The organism is Faecalimonas hominis (genome assembly GCF_054660755.1).
In genome coordinates this window covers 1-19,218 of the sequence record NZ_BAAHSH010000018.1, presented here as the reverse complement: position 1 = coordinate 19,218, position 19,218 = coordinate 1, and the positions used below count along the sequence as shown (strand labels likewise).

General features: G+C 39.5%; 21 protein-coding genes and 1 pseudogene. 3 read left to right on the top strand and 19 right to left on the bottom strand.

Annotated features, from left to right (window positions below; translation table 11 throughout):
* Window positions 1-120: 120 nt before the first annotated feature.
* From radA to ACYQ35_RS02550, 4 genes are all read right to left on the bottom strand, one after another.
* Window positions 121-1,473: a DNA repair protein RadA gene (gene radA / locus ACYQ35_RS02565; protein WP_009461938.1), complete on the bottom strand. Its 1,353-nt coding sequence runs from the start codon at window positions 1,471-1,473 to the stop codon at window positions 121-123.
* Between the two features lie 68 nt (window positions 1,474-1,541).
* Window positions 1,542-1,955 carry an endosialidase gene (locus ACYQ35_RS02560; RefSeq protein WP_459829924.1) on the bottom strand — a complete coding sequence of 138 codons (414 nt, stop codon included), beginning with the start codon at window positions 1,953-1,955 and terminating at the stop codon, window positions 1,542-1,544.
* A gap of 54 nt (window positions 1,956-2,009) precedes the next feature.
* Window positions 2,010-4,463: an ATP-dependent Clp protease ATP-binding subunit gene (locus ACYQ35_RS02555; RefSeq protein ID WP_459829921.1), complete on the bottom strand. Its 2,454-nt coding sequence runs from the start codon at window positions 4,461-4,463 to the stop codon at window positions 2,010-2,012.
* A gap of 25 nt (window positions 4,464-4,488) precedes the next feature.
* Window positions 4,489-4,857 (bottom strand): GntR family transcriptional regulator, encoded by a 369-nt coding sequence (locus ACYQ35_RS02550; RefSeq protein ID WP_009461941.1) that lies wholly within the window; start codon window positions 4,855-4,857, stop codon window positions 4,489-4,491.
* A 170-nt stretch (window positions 4,858-5,027) separates the two neighbouring features.
* Between ACYQ35_RS02550 and ACYQ35_RS02545 the strand changes: the two genes are divergently transcribed.
* The gene (locus ACYQ35_RS02545) at window positions 5,028-5,366 is read left to right on the top strand and encodes a PadR family transcriptional regulator (protein ID WP_009461942.1); all 339 of its coding nucleotides are present in this window, start codon (window positions 5,028-5,030) and stop codon (window positions 5,364-5,366) included.
* Window positions 5,363-6,052 (top strand): hypothetical protein, encoded by a 690-nt coding sequence (locus ACYQ35_RS02540; RefSeq protein WP_009461943.1) that lies wholly within the window; start codon window positions 5,363-5,365, stop codon window positions 6,050-6,052. The genes ACYQ35_RS02545 and ACYQ35_RS02540 overlap by 4 nt, the downstream gene beginning before the upstream one ends.
* 223 nt (window positions 6,053-6,275) lie before the next feature.
* On the opposite strand, the gene purD is transcribed toward ACYQ35_RS02540, so the two are convergent.
* The 13 genes and pseudogenes from purD to ACYQ35_RS02475 form a co-directional block, all read right to left on the bottom strand.
* Window positions 6,276-7,547: a phosphoribosylamine--glycine ligase gene (purD, locus tag ACYQ35_RS02535; RefSeq protein WP_459829916.1), complete on the bottom strand. Its 1,272-nt coding sequence runs from the start codon at window positions 7,545-7,547 to the stop codon at window positions 6,276-6,278.
* Between the two features lie 10 nt (window positions 7,548-7,557).
* Window positions 7,558-8,184 (bottom strand): phosphoribosylglycinamide formyltransferase, encoded by a 627-nt coding sequence (gene purN, locus ACYQ35_RS02530; protein ID WP_009461945.1) that lies wholly within the window; start codon window positions 8,182-8,184, stop codon window positions 7,558-7,560.
* A complete protein-coding gene (purM, locus tag ACYQ35_RS02525) occupies window positions 8,178-9,203 on the bottom strand; it encodes a phosphoribosylformylglycinamidine cyclo-ligase (RefSeq protein WP_009461947.1) in 1,026 nt (341 codons plus the stop codon). Before purM ends, purN begins: the two co-directional genes overlap by 7 nt.
* A gap of 41 nt (window positions 9,204-9,244) precedes the next feature.
* Window positions 9,245-9,757, bottom strand: coding sequence for a 5-(carboxyamino)imidazole ribonucleotide mutase (gene purE / locus ACYQ35_RS02520; protein ID WP_009461949.1), 513 nt, complete (start codon window positions 9,755-9,757; stop codon window positions 9,245-9,247).
* A gap of 139 nt (window positions 9,758-9,896) precedes the next feature.
* Window positions 9,897-11,948, bottom strand: a complete 2,052-nt coding sequence (locus ACYQ35_RS02515) for an aminopeptidase (RefSeq protein WP_009461951.1) — start codon at window positions 11,946-11,948, stop codon at window positions 9,897-9,899.
* Between the two features lies 1 nt (window position 11,949).
* Window positions 11,950-12,351 (bottom strand): DUF6142 family protein, encoded by a 402-nt coding sequence (locus ACYQ35_RS02510; protein WP_009461952.1) that lies wholly within the window; start codon window positions 12,349-12,351, stop codon window positions 11,950-11,952.
* Window positions 12,338-12,802 carry a VanZ family protein gene (locus ACYQ35_RS02505; protein ID WP_009461954.1) on the bottom strand — a complete coding sequence of 155 codons (465 nt, stop codon included), beginning with the start codon at window positions 12,800-12,802 and terminating at the stop codon, window positions 12,338-12,340. Before ACYQ35_RS02505 ends, ACYQ35_RS02510 begins: the two co-directional genes overlap by 14 nt.
* 15 nt (window positions 12,803-12,817) lie before the next feature.
* Entirely contained in the window at window positions 12,818-12,967 is a 150-nt protein-coding gene (locus ACYQ35_RS02500; protein ID WP_459829907.1) for a hypothetical protein, read from the bottom strand.
* Between the two features lie 17 nt (window positions 12,968-12,984).
* A complete protein-coding gene (gene pyrE / locus ACYQ35_RS02495; protein ID WP_459829903.1) occupies window positions 12,985-13,665 on the bottom strand; it encodes an orotate phosphoribosyltransferase in 681 nt (226 codons plus the stop codon).
* 92 nt (window positions 13,666-13,757) lie between these two features.
* Window positions 13,758-14,900, bottom strand: coding sequence for a tyrosine-type recombinase/integrase (locus tag ACYQ35_RS02490; protein ID WP_459829900.1), 1,143 nt, complete (start codon window positions 14,898-14,900; stop codon window positions 13,758-13,760).
* 121 nt (window positions 14,901-15,021) lie between these two features.
* Window positions 15,022-15,198, bottom strand: a complete 177-nt coding sequence (locus ACYQ35_RS02485; protein ID WP_459829929.1) for an excisionase — start codon at window positions 15,196-15,198, stop codon at window positions 15,022-15,024.
* A 2-nt stretch (window positions 15,199-15,200) separates the two neighbouring features.
* A complete protein-coding gene (locus tag ACYQ35_RS02480; RefSeq protein WP_459829894.1) occupies window positions 15,201-16,286 on the bottom strand; it encodes a replication initiation factor domain-containing protein in 1,086 nt (361 codons plus the stop codon).
* 86 nt (window positions 16,287-16,372) lie between these two features.
* Window positions 16,373-16,703 (bottom strand): annotated as a pseudogene (locus ACYQ35_RS02475) (hypothetical protein).
* Between the two features lie 251 nt (window positions 16,704-16,954).
* Between ACYQ35_RS02475 and ACYQ35_RS02470 the strand changes: the two are divergent.
* The gene (locus ACYQ35_RS02470) at window positions 16,955-17,641 is read left to right on the top strand and encodes a transcriptional regulator (protein ID WP_459829891.1); all 687 of its coding nucleotides are present in this window, start codon (window positions 16,955-16,957) and stop codon (window positions 17,639-17,641) included.
* A gap of 165 nt (window positions 17,642-17,806) precedes the next feature.
* On the opposite strand, the gene ACYQ35_RS02465 is transcribed toward ACYQ35_RS02470, so the two are convergent.
* Entirely contained in the window at window positions 17,807-18,340 is a 534-nt protein-coding gene (locus tag ACYQ35_RS02465; RefSeq protein WP_459829888.1) for a putative ABC transporter permease, read from the bottom strand.
* A 25-nt stretch (window positions 18,341-18,365) separates the two neighbouring features.
* The gene (locus ACYQ35_RS02460) at window positions 18,366-19,172 is read right to left on the bottom strand and encodes a TraX family protein (RefSeq protein WP_459829885.1); all 807 of its coding nucleotides are present in this window, start codon (window positions 19,170-19,172) and stop codon (window positions 18,366-18,368) included.
* Between the last annotated feature and the right edge of the window lie 46 nt (window positions 19,173-19,218).

The window sequence follows — 19,218 nt, the reverse complement described above, 5'->3', positions numbered from 1 at the left end:
AACATCTTTTTTCATTTTTTTACATTTTTCCCCACAATCATTCAACCATACAAAAATATATAAGCATCTAAGTTCAAACTTATTTGAAACAAAGATGCTTATATATTTTATACAGGGTGTTTAGACGAACTGAATTGCTTCACTTATATTTTTCACTCCGACAATTTCAATTCCCTTTATATTTTTCACCGTTTCTACAGATACCTCCGGAACAATACATGTTTGGAAACCGAGTTTTTTCGCCTCAGACACTCTCTGTTCCGGCATGCTGACTGCACGAACTTCACCGCTTAGCCCCACTTCCCCAAAAGCAATCACTTTGTCCCCGATAGGTTTGTTCTTATAACTGGAAACAATCGCCAATATAATTCCCAAATCAATGGCGGGTTCATTCATTTTGATTCCGCCTGCAATATTTACATAGGCATCATAATTAAATAGAGGTAAACCGATTCTTTTTTCCAAAACTGCCATAAGTAAATTTACCCTATTGTAATCCGTACCTGCTGCCGTTCTTCTCGGCATTCCAAATCCGCTCTGACAGACAAGCGCCTGTATTTCAAGAAGAATCGGCCTTGTTCCCTCCATAGAGCATGCAACAACCGACCCGGACGCCCCTTCCGGTTTCCCATTTAACATAAATTCAGACGGGTTTTTCACTTCCTGTAATCCTGATTGTCTCATTTCAAACACACCGATTTCATTTGTCGAGCCAAAACGATTTTTTACGCCGCGCAAAATTCTATAAGAAGCATGCCTGTCTCCCTCAAAATATAATACTGTATCCACCATATGTTCCAGTACTCTGGGACCTGCCACTGTCCCTTCTTTCGTCACATGACCTACAATAAAAATAGAAATATTCAATCCTTTCGCCAACTGCATCAAAACATTTGTGGATTCCCTGACCTGTGACACACTCCCCGGCGCTGATGTGACGTCCTCGCTGTACATTGTCTGTATGGAATCAATGATAACGATTTCCGGTTTACGTCTTTCAATTACTCCTCTGATTGTATTCAGACTCGTTTCACATAAGAGGGAAAGTTCATCTGTAAATTCTCCCATTCGCATTGCCCGCAATTTAATCTGTTTGAGAGATTCCTCACCTGAAATATAGAGAACCTGATGTTTTTCCTGTGAAAGTTTTTGACAAACCTGAAGAAGAAGTGTCGATTTACCAATGCCGGGGTCGCCGCCCACCAGTATAAGTGAACCTGGCACAATGCCTCCACCAAGCACCCTGTCCAATTCTTCTATTCCTGTTTTCGTCCTCTCCTCCGAATCTGTCTTCACGCTGGATAATGTAACCACTTCCGCACGGCTGACGGTTTTCGAAAAACTTACGCCGTCTGAAATTGTTTCTTCCACAAATGTATTCCATTCTTTGCACATCGGACATTGACCAAGCCATTTTTTCTCTTCATGCCCGCAATTCTGACAGAAAAATACACTTTTCTTTCCTTTTGCCATATCTGTTCCTTTCTATATAAGAAAGAAGAGCCACAAATCGTCTTGCAACTCTTCTTTATAAATTCTTGCTATGCTCTTACTACCTGGATTTCCACCGGTACATTTTCATTGAGTTCTGCGCTTATACTCAATTTTCCGCTTAAATTCGTTTTCATTCTTCCGACATTTGTATCGTCCATATACACCGTGTACTCCGTGTCCGCTTCCATTTCCAACGTAAACTGTACGTCCTGTCTTCCTGAAACACTGAAAGATACTGTGTCTTCTGTCACTTTCAAATGTTCTACCGCTGTTCCCGGCACAGATTCATATAGAAACATTCCGTTTCTCTCTAACTTTGTAATCTCTGCAAATGTCTTAACTTTATATAAATCTCCCTGAAATTCAACATCTTCCAGTTTTGTCTTCTTATCCAGTGTGTAATCCCCAAAACTAAGTGTTCCGTCTTCTTCCACACGTAATAGTTCTTTCACCGCAGCCATTTTATAAATCCTCCTATGGTATTCTTTTGTTATTTCATTATTATATAATAACTTCTATTCTTTTGCCAGTTCTTTATCGGCTTTCACATTAAATTTTATTCCTTTTTTTGACATTCCCACTTCTACCTGTGTTCCTGCCTGAATCTCTCCTTCCAAAATCGCATCTGCCATTTTATCTTCCAAAATATTTTGCATTGCTCTTCTGAGCGGCCTTGCACCATATTTTAAATCCGTTCCCTTCTCTACGATTTCCTTTTTCACGGAATCCCGGATAACCAGTTTAATATTTAACTGTTTTTGCACTCTGTCAGAAAGTTCTTTGCACATCAGGTTTACAATTTTTTTCATTTGTTCCCTGTTTAGTGCATGGAACACGATAATCTCATCTATTCTGTTTAAAAATTCAGGTTTAAACAGTTGTTTCACTTCGCCCATCACATTTGATTTCATTTTTTTATAATCACTGTCTGGGTCTTCATTTGCGACAAATCCAAGTTTTTTAGGCTCAACAATGGCTTTTGCCCCCGCATTTGATGTCATAATAATAACCGTATTTTTGAAATCTACTTTTCTTCCCTGAGAATCTGTAATATGTCCGTCATCAAGAACCTGCAGCAAAATGTTAAACACATCAGGGTGTGCTTTTTCAATCTCATCAAATAAGATAACGGAGTAAGGATTTCGGCGGACCTTTTCACTTAACTGCCCCCCGTCATCGTGTCCAACGTATCCCGGCGGCGAACCGATCATTTTGGAAACACTGTGTTTTTCCATATATTCAGACATATCCACACGGATAAGCGCCTCTTCATTTCCAAATAGCGCCTCTGCCAACGTCTTTGATAACTCTGTTTTTCCTACCCCGGTAGGTCCTAAGAATAAAAACGATCCAATCGGCCGGTTCGGGTCTTTCAGCCCTACTCTCCCACGTTTGACTGCCTTCGTCACTGCGACAACCGCTTCTTCCTGACCGATAACTCTCTTATGAAGTATTTTATCCAGTTTCTGCAGGCGTGCAGTTTCGCTTTCTGCCAGTTTCTGCACGGGAATTTTCGTCCATGCGGAAACCACCTCCGCAACTGCCGATTCCGTGACACAAATCTGTTTCTTCCGATTCCCTCGCTGAAAACGTTTTCTTGCACTTTCCAGTTTTTCTCTTACCGTTTCCTGCTCCTGATTCAATAAAGAGGCTTCCTGCATCTGCCCATTTTTAACCGCATCTTCTTTTTCCTTCGCAAGCCGGTCCACTGTTTCTTCCAACTCGCGAATATGTTCCGGTACTTTGAATCCGTCAAGACTCACTTTTGAACATGCCTCATCTAAAATGTCAATCGCTTTGTCCGGAAGATTTCGATCCGTAACATAACGTTTTGACAATTCCACTGCCGCTGCAAGAGCCTCTTTTTCTATGGAAACATCATGATGTATTTCATATTTGGATTTTACTCCCTCCAAAATTGCCATACACTGCTCTTTTGTCGGTTCCTCCACCATAATCGGCTGAAAACGTCTCTCCAACGCCGCATCTTTTTCAATATGCTTGCGGTATTCGGTTATGGTTGTCGCGCCGATTAACTGGATTTCCCCTCTCGCCAGAGAAGGCTTTAACATATTTGAGGCATCAATCGCTCCCTCCGCACCACCGGCTCCGATAATCGTATGCACTTCGTCCAAAAATAGAATGACATTTCCCACCGACTTCACTTCCTGAATCAGTTTCTTCATTCTTTCCTCAAACTCACCTCTATATTTTGAGCCTGCAACCATTCCCGCCAAATCGAGCGTAACAATTTTCTTATTTTTCATTGCATTAGGAACAATTCCGTTGGCGATACGAAGGGCAAGTCCTTCCACAATCGCCGTTTTTCCAACCCCCGGTTCTCCAATCAGACACGGGTTGTTCTTTGTACGTCGGCTTAAAATCTGCATAATTCTTGCGATTTCTTCATCGCGTCCGATGACTGCGTCCAATTTTCCGTCCATCGCCTGACGTGTCAGGTCCGTACTATATTGTTCTAATACGGCCGTTTTGCCTTTCTCTCCGCCCTGAAACATTTTGTACTCTTCCGGTTCTGCACCTATCGCCTGCAAAATATCCTGAGTGATTCTCTGCGGCTGAATATTAAGAGTGGCTAAAATTCTCGCACCAACGCATTCAGTATCTTCCACAATCGCTAAAAGCATATGTTCCGTTCCGATTTCTCTCGCACGTAAACGTATCGCCTGTGCTTTACTGTTCTCCAAAATGTAACTTAATCTCGGACTTTCTTCCGGTTTCGCCACTTCCGATTTCTCCCCAATCGGAGAAATCAATTCATTGACAACTTTGAGTAAATCTTCCTCTTTCAATCCGTTCTGCGCCAAAACCTGTCCCGCCACTCCGCGATATACTTTCCTCAATGCCACAAGCAAATGTTCTGTTCCCACATACCTGTTGCCCATCTTCCTTGCCAGTGTTCTGGCAGTTTTTAATACTTCTTCTGCCTGTTTTGTATAATAATTTTGCATTGCATTCTCCTATTCTTTCCATTCATCAACGATATTCTTTAAAAATCTCCTCCACAAGTTCATGCACTTCATCTTTTGTAATATTTTTGCATCTTCCCTTTGCTAATATTATGCGAAGTTGATCTTTCATATCCTCCAGCGCCTGTATTTTATTCACATCTAAGGAAATAACAGCACCTCTTCTTCTGTCCAACCGGATAAATCCTTCCTGTTTCAAAACAGAGTACGCCTTATTCACCGTATGCATATTTATTCCAATATTGTCGGCAAGTTGTCTGACAGACGGAAGGCTGTCACCCTCCTGAATCTCCGCTGTTGCAATTCCCATAATAATCCGATTCCGCAATTGCATGTAAATCGCCTCATCACTGTTAAAATCAATCTCAATCAGCATATACTCACCCTTTCTCTCTTGTATTTTCTGTTATATTTATATTATAACACAGGTTCTCTCTTGTCAACGCTTTATGTGCCTATTGACTTTCCCCTTTTTATGTGTTTTAATATAAGCAAATAAATTACTATGTTATGCAAAGTATTATGTTATGTAAGGCAGGTGGCAAAATGTATGATAAGGCACAGTTATTAAAGGGACTACAGGAGGGGTGTGTATTACAAATCATTAACACAAAAGACACTTACGGATACGAAATAGTTACCACGCTACAAAAAAAGGGATTCCAATCTGTAAAAGAAGGTACAATATATCCACTACTTCTCCGTTTAGAAAAAAACGGATATATTTCTTCCAATTTTCGCATTTCCGAAAGAGGACCTGCACGAAAATATTATCAGATTACAGATTTGGGAAAAGAACATCTTGCTGAATTTGTGTTGGCATGGCAAGAAGTTACACAATTAGTTGATTTTGTTTTTTCCGATGAAAAGGGGGAAGAAAAATGACAAACGAATTAAAATTATTAAAAAAGGAAAATACCCTCAGAGCCTCCTGCCTGTCCTCACAGAGTCAGGACGCCTTACAAAAATGGCGGGAATATGCGAAACTTTCCGATATTAATCCTTATGACTTTGAACTTTGCTATAAAGAATTAATCGGAATTGCATCTCAAAAAGAATTAGAGGGAAGTAATTTGGAAGAATTTTTCGGCGAAAATATGCAGACGGTCACGGAAGATATTTTACAAAGCTGCCCGAAAAAATCTTTGAAAGACTATTTTCTGTTTGATTTCGGAAATATGATGGGTCACCTTGCCATAAGTTTTGCGATTTTATATTTTGTTAGCGGAATACTTTGGAAAGAAATCACACTCGCCAGTTTTTTAGGACAATTTGTTATTATCGGAATGTGGTTTGTTTATTTGAGATTCGTTACCGGAGACAGACATAGAAGCGGTTTTTTCACTCCGAAATTAAACCAAAAAATCGTGAAAACATTTTCCGTTTATTTTATGTTTCTCCTTGCCACTGCAATTATTTCGTACGGCTTTAAGGAAATGCTGTCTTCCGTTTCACTGCAAATACCAAACGCATTCTTTTGCGTGATCTACGGCGTGCTATGGGCTGTACTTACTGTGTGGAGAAATAGATATGTTAAGGAAATGAGTTTGCGAAAACGGTGGGTTGGTTAACAATTGGGGACGTAGTGTTTTTACATTTCACTACGTCCCCAATTCAGTTTTGCCCTGTCCCTTTTCTCAGACCCCCCTGTCCCCAATGCAAAAATCAGGCATTTTTATAGCGAGAATTCAAAAAGGGACACCCCTTTCTTCAATTAGGGACACACTAAAACGCATTTGGGGACGTAGCATTTTGTAATTTTACTACGTCCCCAAATGCGTCAAACGCGCAAATTTACGCTTCATCAATCGCTTTTCCGATGTCGTTTCTCTTATATTTATTCGCAAACTGTACCCACTCAGTTGCTTTATAAGCGTTGGCTCTCGCCTCTTTTAAATCCGCACCTTTCGCAGTTACGCCAAGTACACGTCCGCCGTTTGTTACGATTTTGCCGTCTTCCCATTTTGTTCCGGCGTGGAAGCAGTAGTAACCGTCATGTTTGTTGAATTCTTCTAAGCCGGCTATTTCAAATCCTTTTTCGTATGCCAATGGGTATCCGTCCGATGCCAACACAACGCAAACCGCTGCATTGTCTTCAAATTCTAATTCGATTTCATCTAATCTTCCGTCAATACATGCCTCAAATACATCAATAATATCTGTTTTCATTCTCGGCAATACAACCTGTGTTTCAGGGTCACCGAATCTTGCATTGTATTCCAATACTTTTGGTCCGTCCGCTGTGAGCATTAATCCGAAGAAAATGATTCCTTTAAATTCTCTTCCCTCTTTTCTCATCGCATCTACAGTTGCCTGATATACATATTTTTCACAAAATTCTTCTACTTCTTTTGTATAGAAAGGGCTTGGTGAAAATGTTCCCATTCCACCCGTATTCAGACCTTCGTCTCCGTCTTTCGCACGTTTGTGATCCTGAGCAGATGTCATTGTTTTGATTGTTTTTCCGTCTACAAATGAGAGTACGGACACTTCACGACCTGTCATAAATTCTTCAATGACCATTGTGTTTCCGGCAGTTCCGAATTTTTTGTCCAGCATAATGGATTTCACACCGTCTTTTGCTTCCTCCAATGTGTTACAGATTAAAACACCTTTTCCAAGTGCAAGCCCGTCCGCTTTCAATACGATTGGAAATTTTGCTGTTTCCAAATATGTAAGTGCATCTTCCGGATTATCAAAATTTTCATATGCCGCTGTAGGAATGTTATATTTTTTCATTAAGTCTTTTGAAAATGCTTTTGAACCTTCCAAAATTGCAGCCGCTTTGTTTGGTCCGAATACACGAAGTCCTTCTGCCTCAAAGGCATCGACAACTCCGGCTACAAGCGGATCGTCCATACCGATTACCGTTAAGTCAATCTCTTTTTCTTTTGCAAACTGCACTAATTTGTCAAATTCCATCGCTCCGATATTTACACATTCTGCGAACTCTGTAATACCTGCATTTCCCGGCGCACAATAAATTTTGTCTACTTTATCGCTTTTTGCCACGCTCCATGCGATTGCGTGTTCTCTTCCACCGCTACCAACGATTAATACTTTCATCGTATCCTCCTTATGATTCGATTCTTACCTGTCTGTTTTCCACTTTTATTTTTCCGTTTGCAATTAAATGTATTGCCTCAGGGAGAATTTTCCATTCCGCCTCTTCCATTACTCTGCGTTGAAGTATTTCCGGTGTATCGCCCTGTTGAACCGATACTGCTTTCTGTAAAATAATCGGGCCGGTATCCGTTCCTTCATCTACAAAATGTACCGTTGCTCCAACAACTTTCACGCCCCGTTCCAATGCTTTTTCATGCACTTTTAAACCGTAATATCCTTTTCCGCAAAAAGCAGGAATCAGCGATGGGTGAATATTGATAATTCTGTTTTCATATTGTTTTATCATTTCTTTCGGTATAACGACAAGAAAACCTGCAAGAACAATCAAATCCGGATTTAACCCGTTAAGTTCTTCAAGGAAAGCATCGTTAAATGCTTCCCTTGTCTCATAATCTTTCGGAGAAATACATTTTGCAAAAATGTTATGCTGTTTTGCTCTCTCAAGTGCATACGCATTTTTGTTATTACTGATTACCCCGATAATTTCCGTATTTGTAATTGTCTTCGTGTTGATTGCATCTATAATTGCCTGCAGATTTGTTCCTCCGCCCGAAACTAATACAACTACTTTTAGCATAAAGTTACTCCTTTATCACCGGCTTCAATATGTCCGACTACATATCCTTCTTCTCCTGCTGCTTTAATTGCACTTAATGTACTTTCCACATCTTTTTCATCTACTGCCACAATCATGCCAAGTCCCATATTAAATGTGTTGTACATCATTTCTTCCGCAATATCTCCGTATTCTGCCAGCATTGGGAAAATCGGTAAAATAGGATAACTGTCTTTTTTCACTACCGCATGTGTTCCCTCTTTTAACATACGAGGAATATTTTCATAAAAGCCGCCGCCTGTGATATGGCTGCATGCTTTCACACGCACTCCCGCTTCCTTAATGGATTTAAGTGCTTTTACATAGATTTTTGTAGGCACCAATAACGCTTCTCCAAGTGTGCGTCCCAATCTGTCATGATATGTATTTAATGACTCTTCACTCATCTCAAACACTTTACGAACTAATGAAAATCCATTGCTGTGAACTCCTGACGATGCCATACCGATAAGGACATCTCCCGCTTTTAAGTCCTGTCCCGTAATCATATCTTTTTTGTCACATACACCTACTGCAAATCCGGCAAGGTCGTAATCTTCTTCCGGCATAAGTCCCGGGTGTTCTGCAGTTTCTCCACCGATTAATGCCGCTTCTGACTGAAGGCAGCCTTCTGCCACACCGCTTACAATCGTTGCGATTTTCTCCGGCTCATTTTTCCCGCAGGCAATGTAGTCAAGGAAGAATAACGGCTCTCCTCCTGCACATGCAATGTCATTTACACACATTGCTACCGCGTCAATTCCGATTGTATCGTGTTTATCTAAAATCATTGCAAGTTTCACTTTTGTTCCGCACCCGTCTGTTCCTGATAACAGTACAGGTTCTTCCATTTCTTTGATTTTCTCCAAAGAAAATGCTCCTGAGAACCCTCCGAGGCCTCCGAGAACTTCCGGACGCATTGTTTTCTTTACGTGTTCCTTCATCAGTTCTACTGATTTATAACCTGCTTCAATATCAACGCCTGCCTTTTTGTAATCCATGTTATACCTCCACTTATCTTCATCTCATTCGTAACTGTGTTTTACATTTGTTTTAAGTATTCTTTATGTCCTAATTTTTCGAGTTTTTCTGCTTTTGCCTGTACGGTTTCTTTCATCTCCTGTGTGTATGCTTTCAATCTTTCTAATAACTCAGGGTCTGATGCAGCAAGAATTCTTGCTGCTAAAATGGCAGCGTTTGCTCCACCGTCAATTGCCACTGTTGCAACAGGGATTCCCGGTGGCATCTGCACGATAGAGTACAGTGCGTCCACTCCGTCTAAATTTTTGCCTGACATCGGAATCCCAATAACAGGCATTGGAAAGATTGCAGCGCACATTCCCGGCAAATGTGCAGCCATTCCCGCACCTGCGATAATTACTTTAAATCCTTTTTCCTCTGCTGATTTCGCATAGTCATAAAATACATCAGGTTCGCGATGTGCTGAAATAATTGTCATTTCATAATCTACGCCAAATTTTTCTAACATGTCGGCTGCTTTGCTCATTACTTTCATATCTGAGTCGCTGCCCATTACAATTCCTACTTTTGCCATAGTTTTCTTCCCTTCTCTGTATTACAGTATTTATAAGTTTTACAAATAAATCTTTTCTATTTATAAGTTATTTTACTTATACCCTCACGAGATGTCAACACATGAACACCGAATTACTGATTATAAATACTTATAACAATTAATTCAGTTCAGCCAACGGTTCATTTAACATTTCCGTTCCTTCTAAGACGAATCTTGTGTCTTTTAAAATCACGATTTTTTCTCCGTCCGGTTTTATAACGGAAATTTCTTCCAACTCCTCATATGGAATTGTGATGTCCGTATGACACTGGAAATATGCTTTACTTAAATCTTCTTTTCGCAAAATAGAAACGGAATTGTCTTTTGCCACAATCTCTTTTCCGTTTGGATTATAGATTTGATTGTCCTCACTCCAACTGTAGCATGTATCCCCTACTGCAAAATGCGGTCCCATTTTTTCCGCAATGAGAATAGGCATTTTATCTTCGATACCATATCTCTTGGCAACCACATAGGCTGTGGTGTTTGTACCGATGGCAAATTCACCGAGCGGCAGTGTTTCATGATTGTACAAAATATTTGCGTGAATATACTTTTTGTTTTCTTCTTCCTCGTCAAAATTGCTGCAGGTATAATCTTGAATTTTTCCGTCCTTAAATGTAATTTCCAAATCTCTGTACTGCAGTTCGTTTAAGTAAACTTTGCTTACATATAATGTTCCTTCCGTTCCTTCAAGCACAGGAGAGGTAAATACTTCACCTACAGGAATATTTGCGTCTGCCACACAGTTTTCAAAAATGGTTTCCTTTTCAGGGTTCTGCAATTTATGCAACTGCACTTTTAAATCCGTCTTGTTTGCACCTTTTCCAAGAATATGCACATACTCTCCCTGGTCGAGGGCGTCAATAATCGTCTGCTGCACTCTCTCATACAATCCTGCGTCTAACGTGTTGATACGGATAACTTCATCAAAAATCTCCTCATAATTTTCGGCGATTTCCGGAACAGGATATGCGATAATCGTAAATCCTCTTTCTTCTCCCTTAATATATTCGTTTGTAATCTGACCGGATTTGTTGTCATATAAAAGTTCCAACTGCTCCTGTTTCTCTGTTAAATGCACCGCATTTTTCTTGCTTTCCGGTGCGAAAGGCGCTTCCCCAAACACTTCCATAACTGCCGGACCTGCCATTTTCCCTGCCAGTTCTTTATGCTTTTCGTATGTGTTTTTTAAGACGTCCAGTTTGCGTTCCACAAATTTCTTATCCAAAAACAGTCCCGCATCTGCACCGTGATCATACTCATACTGCTTGTTTGCGATCGCTCCGTAATATCCTGTTTTAAAATGTTTGCGTTTTGTCAGAACACTTACTCCCGCACGGTAAATAACAGGCTTCAATCCCATTTTTTCAAAATTAGCGATTGCTTTTCTGACAACCCGTTCAAATCCCAATGTATAGCGCACATTTACCGAACCTTTTTTCGATAAATCTTTTCTTCCATTTACAAAGCACATACGGTATCCTTCCGTATATGTGTCGGCCATTTTACAAATCGTTTCTTCCGGCAGTTCATTCATATGTTCCGCTGTTCTTCTCTCATTTTCCGAAACATATTCCCCGTAAGAATAAAGATAACGCAAATCTTCCAGATTGCTGTCCATAATAATACGTGTCGCAAAATCTTTTTCCCAGTCAATCTGGTCTACAATCCTGTCCGCCATAAATACGTCCGCATAATCACTTGCGTACCAGTAAACAATCTCTTTTAACGATTCGTAGGACGGTTCCTCCCCTTCAAAACAGTTGTACATCTCGATGAACAGTTCATTGCAGATTGTCAGATATAACTGTTTTCTCTCAAAAACATAGGCGATCTCCCCGCGCATTTCCGTATATAGGAAACTGAGTATTTTTCCATACTCTTCTCCGAGCATTTCTACGGCATAATCCGGGTTTGCATAACTTTTCCCGTAATTTTCCGGCAAAACGTCCTCATATAATTTTTTATTTTCTCTCTGCATTTCTTCAAATGATAAATCTTTCCACCCACCATTTTCCAGCAGTTGATTTACCCTGTCGATTTCTAAAAGAAATCCTGCTACTTTTGAGAAAAATCCCTGAAACTTCTCCCCAACTGTTTTCTCTGTTTCAATTTTTCTGATTCTTTCTATTGAAAGTGTGTAACGTTCCTGAATTTGTTTTTCCATTCTATAAAAAACCTCCTAAAAAGAATACCAATAAACTTACCAAAAAGAATATATTTAATCCGATCCCTACTTTGCATGTTCGATAATCTTTATCACGCTCCTTAAATCCCCGAACTCCCTGCATTATTCCGGCTCCCGCAAAAATCAAAGCACTCACGCCAAGTCCGCCGATATATCCTGCCGCTTTTCCCTCGTACAGATAAGTAATCACTACCGACGAAAGAATAACAAATGCAACTGCTCCCGCAATTACGCAGGACGTAATCCCTTTCTTTGAATGTTTCAGTTTTGCCTGTCCGTATTTTCGATTGCCTCTTTTTTTCTTATCTTTTTTTCTATCCCGCTCTTTCTCTCTTTCCTTTGCTCTATCCTTTTTTCTGTCTTTTTCTCTATCTTTTCGCACTAAATTTTCTCCTTATCCCATCACATAGTATAAATAACATGTATCCCAGAATACTTCCGACTGTGTTCAGCAACAAATCATCTACGTCAAAACTTCCCACTTTTGTCACCAGTTGAAAAAGTTCCACGCACAAACTGATTCCGAAACCATAAAATGCGGTTGCCAGAAAACTTCTGAACCTGCTGCCTATCGGCATAAAAAATCCGAAAGGGACAAAAATCAGCACATTTCCAAGCAGATTGCTCATCACCGCCATAATCCCCAATTGTTCTCTATAATTCCAAAATCTTTTGATTTCTTTAAACAGGACAAAATTGTAATGATACATTTTCATTTCCTGTCCCCGCCCGTACCAGTCCGAAAGCAGAAGAAAATAAAAAATGAATACGATGTATAATATAAAGAATACTTTCCCAAGTATTTTGATGCGTTTTTTGTTTTTCGCTTTCAATCCCGTATTCCTTCTCTAAAACATTATTTTCTTTCTTCCTGCCAAAAGTCTTCCGCCTCCTACGATGGTAAATATTCCTGCAACAACTCCTGTTACAATCATAATAATTCCAAGTGCAATGTTGCCCGCTCCGACAGTTCCTGTTGTCTTATATAACTTTTCCATTCTCAACTTCCTTTCACCTATTTCGCACCATATTGTTCATAGTATGCGTCAATTGCCGCTTTTATCGTATCATCAATAACAATTTCCCCATTACACTCTCTATTATACAAATGCTCTACAACTTCAGCCATTGTGACAATGGCATTTGTTTCAAATCCGTATAAATCTTTCACTTCTTCCAAAGCACATTTTTCTCCGCCTTTTCCTACTTCCATGCGGTCAAGCGAAACCATAAGTCCAACAATTTCCACGTCCGCTGCACCTTTTACTTTCGGCACTGTCTCTTCCATTGATTTTCCTGATGTTGTTACGTCCTCGATCATAATGACACGGTCGCCGTCCTGCAATTTGCTTCCGAGGAAACTTCCTTTGTCTGCACCGTGGTCTTTCTCTTCTTTTCTGTCTGAACAGTAACGCACTTCTTTTCCGTATAATTCACTGTATGCAATTGCCGTTACAACCCCAAGAGGAATTCCTTTGTATGCCGGTCCGAATAAAACATCGAAATCATCTCCGTATTTATCGTGGATTGCTTTTGCATAGTATTCTCCAAGTCTTTTCAACTGTGAACCTGTCACATATCCGCCTGCATTCATGAAAAATGGAGATTTTCTCCCGCTTTTTAATGTAAATTCTCCAAATTTAAGCACTTTGCTCTCTACCATAAAGTCTATAAATTCTTTCTTATATTGTTCCATTTTTCTTAAAACCTCCTATATTTACAGGCTTTTTCAAGCCTTTTCTATTTTATATTTATCCCTTACTACACCATTTTTACACCATTTTCCGTTTAGCTACACCGTCTTTCAAACTTCTCCATTTCCTCAAACAAAGTATCTTCCGTCACATGACAGTATAAATCCATTGTCATTTGAAGTGTGCCATGCCCTAAAATCCTTTGCAGGGTTTTCGGGTTCATTCCACTTTCAATCGCCCTCGTAGCAAACGTGTGTCTGAATGTGTGTGGTGTAAAAGGCTGCAATTCTATTCCTGCCTTATTCACTTTACGTATAATCAAATCCATGCACTGATTGATTAAAAACTGTTGTGTCGGCTGATTATTCTTCGTGACAAAGACAAGATTTTCATATTCCTTTGGTGCAACTTTTCCTTTTAAGACTATCTCCTGTTTCTGTAATTTCTGACGTTTTAATGTGTTGACAGCCTTTTCTGTCAATGGAATGGTTCTTCTTCCGTTATTCGTTTTTGTATCGTGCATTTCAAATACATACTTTCCGTCTTTGCTGAAATAGCACAAGGTATGTCTTACATACAGAACCCTTTTTCTAAAATTTATATCCTGCCACTGTAACGCACACAATTCGCCCACACGCAATCCTGTTTCCAACGCCAGTACAAAAAGATTATAGTAAAAGGTATCCCTTGCCTGCTCTAAAAAACTTTCTGTTTCCCGAATTGTCAGCACCCGTCTTTCCTTTTTCTCTTCTTTGGAAATCACAGTATTTATCTTCTTTGCCACATTCTTTACCAACAAATCGGTATCAACCGCCTTATTCAGCATATCCACCAATATTTTTTTAGAGTTTTTCCTTGCGTTGTCCGTATCAAGTTTATTGATTGCTTCCTGCATGACAATCAGATTCAGACTTGTCAGCTTTCTCCACCCTAGTTCTTTTTTGATACGGTTATAATGCGTCTTGTATGAGCCTTTTGTAGAACTCCTGCAATTCTTTTTACAGGTATTCAACCATATTTCAAACCATTCGTCCAGTGTCACATTGTTGTCAACAACATTGATAGCCTTTTCGTCATTATATTGTTCGTTTCTCAGCTTTTGCCTGACCTCATGCAACGTCTTTGCATAAATTGTCTGCCGCTTGCCGAAACGGTTCATAAATCTAGCCTGATATAGCCCGTCCTTTCTTTGGGATATACCAGTTCCTAATTCTTTCCCGTTGAGTGATTTTCCCATCACTGCCTCCTTTCCTAGCAAAATCGGGAAAAGAACTATTAAATCCTTTCAATTTTACCACAGTTTCATGTTTATTTCAATCGAGGAACGCTCTCAAAATCGCATGAAAATTCCTCTTTTCTCACTCAATCACTTGATTACTAAGCCACTTATCCACTTTCCCTTTATGTGCATATAAGCGGTTTCCAATCCTTACTGTAAAGTGATTTTTAGGATTGTGCAAAAGCTCTCTTGCCTTTGTATCTCCAATCCCCAAATATTCCGAAAATTCTTTCACGTTTAATAATGCTTTATCTATTCCTATACGCTCCTTTCCCTGAAATATCTTGCCTTTATATAATCGTCATACAGCTTTCTTTGCGTGATGTTCATTTCTCCGTTTTCTATCAAATTCCCTATGTAATCTTTCTTTTCAATCTTCCCCAATTCCGCGAACAGCTTTAAGGACGGGGCAACGCTTCTTTCCAGCCAGTCCCACACCCTTTGCAAGCTCTTTTCCTGCGGTTGCATGGTAAGTTTTGCCTTGCCTATCCCTTTCATCAGTTCTGCCCATGCTCCATAGGTAGGATAAAGCCTTTTTCGGGTAGTCGTGCCCTCTGGCGGATATTCTAAAAACCGTATCTTACTGTTTAATACTTCCATTGCCAGACCTGCTACGTCTTGATACTTCAATAATTCCCGTACCACACTGACCGCTGTTTCCTGCCTGAACCTCAATTCATATCTGTTCCAGTTTTCCTCTAATTCTTTTCCGTACTTCCGACTCTGTTCATATCCCTTTTCATAAAATACAAATCTCAAATTGCTTGCTGAACTGCCGATATAAAGGCTTCCGCCTTTGCTTTGATATACTTCTTCTTTCAGTTCTCCCGAATCATGGAAATCTACGTCCCTCATTTTGCTTGACAGAAGCCCCTCTTTTGTCCTCTGTATCAGCTCTGGGATTTTCAGATAAGGCTTTCTATCGTCAATCGCTAAGTCAATCCGTGGGAAGTTCACATGATACCCGCTTACCCGTTTCAAAAAGTCGAACCATGTTTCCTTATTCAGTTGGAGAAAATTCTCATAATTCCTGCACCCTGAACCGCTCATTAAAATCTGGAAGCTATTGTATCGAGCCTTTCCTGTTGGTTTTAATACCTTGATCTTATCAAATACCGCCACCAGTTCATGCCCTGCAATCCCTTTCAGGTAGTCCGTCACTTCCATAAGTTCAGAGGGGATTCTAAGCACCTGTTCTATGACTTCTTCAAGAGAAACGTCCTTTATGGTTATCTGACACCAGTCTATCAGTGCCGACAATTCCTCTTTCTGCCGTATTACTCCCCTGTTAGTATAGGGGAATTCTGAAAGAAAATCTCCGTTTCTTTCTTCCAAACGTATCATACCCCCTTACCTGCAACGGCGTTGCCGTTACCCTGCCCCCAACCTGCCGTCTGGTACGTCAGAACGGGGGCAGGAACTTTGATTGCCTATGCCTGTTTGTTTGAAATACTGCGGATTCCTTTACAGGTAATCCGTTCCACCAGTACAGGGAAATTCCCCCTCTGCACATAAGGGGAATAAACTGACCCGTCCAGTTCCACCACAGAATATGGCTCAATCTTCGGAAGGCTCCGTTGCTTCCAGACGAATATCAACGCTATTCCCTAGCTTCATGCTTCCCAAATGGAGTTTTAAAGCTTCCACTTCCTCGGTTTTCTTTTTGTTCTCTCTGTCATAACGATAACAAGCGTCAGCCCCCATATAGCGGAGTTCTCCAAAGGCTTCCCTTATCTGTTCTTTTGTCAATGTAATCTCCATATCGTTTCCTTTCTCCCCGTCCTGCCGATAGGACGGCTTTCTTTTATTTTCAGTTCTTTTGATATGACGTCATATAGTTCAGTTATTTCTGAACTTAATTGTATCATAGCACACTGTTTTCCTGTTTGCAATAGAAAGTTTAGTTTTTTGTAAACTTTTTGTTTCTTTTTTTCTGAACTTATGGTATAGTGGATTTAAACGATAAGATATAACAAGCTATAATGAGATATGGAAAGCGAGGGATTTTTCAGATGAATACAATCGCAGAACGGATTAAATTCGCTATGAAAGCTAAGAACAAGAAACAGGTTGATATTGTAAAAGATACGGGAATCAGTAAAGGGGCGTTCAGTTCCTACCTGTCGGAGCAGTACAATCCCAAAGCCGATAAACTGGAACTGATTGCTGATTCTTTAGATGTAGACTTACGTTGGCTGTATGGAGAGAATGTTCCCATGCAGACCGTACCGCAGGGAAATGATACCGTCCTGCAATATGTCTTTTATAACAATACCTGTTCAGAATATCTCCTTGATGATTCAAGCGATATGTATATCGCCATGATGACGCAATATGCCGCCCTCATTCCACGCTTTTATGTTCTGGTAAACCGAAGCGGAAATGAAATGCACATACTGCCTATATTTTTAAGAAAGGACAGTTCCGAATTTTATGAGTGTCCGTCCGATTTTTTCAGTTCAGACAGGCACACGGTTTTTACAAAGGATTTTGAGACGATTCACATGGTACCGGAAACCGCTGTCATTTATTATTATGGGATAGATACAAAGAAGTTTACGCCGAAAGTTACCATGCTCTCTTATACACAGGCTGATGATTGCTTCCACATCAGCGACAAGACGCACGGCTTTCCTATCACCGCTTTTGAAAAGGAAATCGAAAAGGAAGCACTGTACCTAAAGCATCACGCATTATAACAGACAAGAGGACTTGCAAGGTTTGTGACCTTTCAAGTCCTCTGCTGTATCATGGTGCTGTTGGCTGTGTCCGTTCCGTCAAGGACTGCCCTACGGCGTATCGGCTACGCCTTGTTCCTTGACAGAACTACCTTTAACTTTCCCTTTTGTTCCCCAAACTTTTTATCACTTGAATATTAATACAATAACATCTATTAAAAAAATAATCCCTAACACCCAAATTATTTTAGAAAATATCTTTCTGTCTATTTTTTCTACGATTTTCACAAACAATGGTTGAAGTCCATACAAACAAACCATACCACCAAACCCAAAACGTACGCTAGGATTTAAAGCAATACGTCCTTGAAAATTGAAATTATAGCCTGTATAATCCCAAAGCCATTTTCCTGATGTAAATTCCATAATATAACTCCCAATCAATTCAATAATAGTCGTAATAACTACTATTGCCACAAAAACCAAAATCGGTGTAACATTTAATTTCCATACATAAATCGATTTCTTTCTAAAATTATACAATAAGAAAAGTAACACCAAGGCACCTATTCCATATATTATGCAATACGGTCCAAATAAAACTCCTCGATTCGAGAATCCCCATTTATAAACCACTACTTCTAAAAACACTTCGTATATCCATCCTAAAATCGAATATAACATAAAATAGAAAAAATAGTTTTGAACTTTTGTTTTCATACGCCATCTCCTACTCTAGTGATAATTAAAACGATTGTAAATATCCCACAAAGACAAGTAATAAAATATGTAACGGATAAAACCAATAACAAAAGCGTGTCCAATTTTTACTATGATATCCTTGCTGTCCTTTATAAAACCATATAGGAATCAAAGAGAAAATTGCTAAGCCCTGAAGTGGAAAAAGAATTTCTATCTTCCCTAGTTCCAACACATAACTAAGTCCTTGTAAAATATATACATTAATTACAATCATGCCTACAAGTTCAATAATATATCTATATCTGCTTTTCCTTGAAAAATAAAATAACACAAATGTCAATACTCCTGCTCCCGAGTAAGCAACCATAGTAAATGTTCCTAATGCATACCCGCCTACTATTATAGCTACAACTAATAAAGCCTTAGTATAAATATTCAGTTTATTATTTGTTAACACCTTTTCTATTACCCATAATACTAGTACCCCTATAAGCATAGTCCATAATACATTTTGAGCAAATGGATTAATAATCGAGCTTAAATCAGCTATCAAATTATACGGAATTTCTGAAATAAGAGCAAAAATAAAAAGTCTCTTACAATACTTTTTCAAATCTCTTGTTTTTGTGTATCCTTCTACTAACTGATATGCAAAAATAGGAAATGCGATTCGCCCAATCCAAAGTAACCACTCTACATCAAAACCGAAAACTATTGTCTTTGCCGCATGGTCACATAACATAGCTACCATAGCTATTACTTTTAACTGAAAAGCTGTCAGTTGGATACTTTCTAGCCTTATAATACCTTCTCTCATTTGAACTTCTTTCCCCCAATCTTTCATAGTCATTATGTTTGGTGGTCCTATGTCAAGATTTAGTACAAGTCAAAATGAG

What these genes read in the sequence shown, in the direction of transcription:
- radA (WP_009461938.1), bottom strand. Translation starts at nt 1,473, where the DNA reads ATGGCAAAAGGAAAGAAAAGTGTATTTTTCTGTCAGAATTGCGGGCAT.
- ACYQ35_RS02560 (WP_459829924.1), bottom strand. Translation starts at nt 1,955, where the DNA reads ATGGCTGCGGTGAAAGAACTATTACGTGTGGAAGAAGACGGAACACTT.
- ACYQ35_RS02555 (WP_459829921.1), bottom strand. Translation starts at nt 4,463, where the DNA reads ATGCAAAATTATTATACAAAACAGGCAGAAGAAGTATTAAAAACTGCC.
- ACYQ35_RS02550 (WP_009461941.1), bottom strand. Translation starts at nt 4,857, where the DNA reads ATGCTGATTGAGATTGATTTTAACAGTGATGAGGCGATTTACATGCAA.
- ACYQ35_RS02545 (WP_009461942.1), top strand. Translation starts at nt 5,028, where the DNA reads ATGTATGATAAGGCACAGTTATTAAAGGGACTACAGGAGGGGTGTGTA.
- ACYQ35_RS02540 (WP_009461943.1), top strand. Translation starts at nt 5,363, where the DNA reads ATGACAAACGAATTAAAATTATTAAAAAAGGAAAATACCCTCAGAGCC.
- purD (WP_459829916.1), bottom strand. Translation starts at nt 7,547, where the DNA reads ATGAAAGTATTAATCGTTGGTAGCGGTGGAAGAGAACACGCAATCGCA.
- purN (WP_009461945.1), bottom strand. Translation starts at nt 8,184, where the DNA reads ATGCTAAAAGTAGTTGTATTAGTTTCGGGCGGAGGAACAAATCTGCAG.
- purM (WP_009461947.1), bottom strand. Translation starts at nt 9,203, where the DNA reads ATGGATTACAAAAAGGCAGGCGTTGATATTGAAGCAGGTTATAAATCA.
- purE (WP_009461949.1), bottom strand. Translation starts at nt 9,757, where the DNA reads ATGGCAAAAGTAGGAATTGTAATGGGCAGCGACTCAGATATGAAAGTA.
- ACYQ35_RS02515 (WP_009461951.1), bottom strand. Translation starts at nt 11,948, where the DNA reads ATGGAAAAACAAATTCAGGAACGTTACACACTTTCAATAGAAAGAATC.
- ACYQ35_RS02500 (WP_459829907.1), bottom strand. Translation starts at nt 12,967, where the DNA reads ATGGAAAAGTTATATAAGACAACAGGAACTGTCGGAGCGGGCAACATT.
- pyrE (WP_459829903.1), bottom strand. Translation starts at nt 13,665, where the DNA reads ATGGAACAATATAAGAAAGAATTTATAGACTTTATGGTAGAGAGCAAA.
- ACYQ35_RS02490 (WP_459829900.1), bottom strand. Translation starts at nt 14,900, where the DNA reads ATGGGAAAATCACTCAACGGGAAAGAATTAGGAACTGGTATATCCCAA.
- ACYQ35_RS02480 (WP_459829894.1), bottom strand. Translation starts at nt 16,286, where the DNA reads ATGATACGTTTGGAAGAAAGAAACGGAGATTTTCTTTCAGAATTCCCC.
- ACYQ35_RS02470 (WP_459829891.1), top strand. Translation starts at nt 16,955, where the DNA reads ATGAATACAATCGCAGAACGGATTAAATTCGCTATGAAAGCTAAGAAC.
- ACYQ35_RS02465 (WP_459829888.1), bottom strand. Translation starts at nt 18,340, where the DNA reads ATGAAAACAAAAGTTCAAAACTATTTTTTCTATTTTATGTTATATTCG.
- ACYQ35_RS02460 (WP_459829885.1), bottom strand. Translation starts at nt 19,172, where the DNA reads ATGACTATGAAAGATTGGGGGAAAGAAGTTCAAATGAGAGAAGGTATT.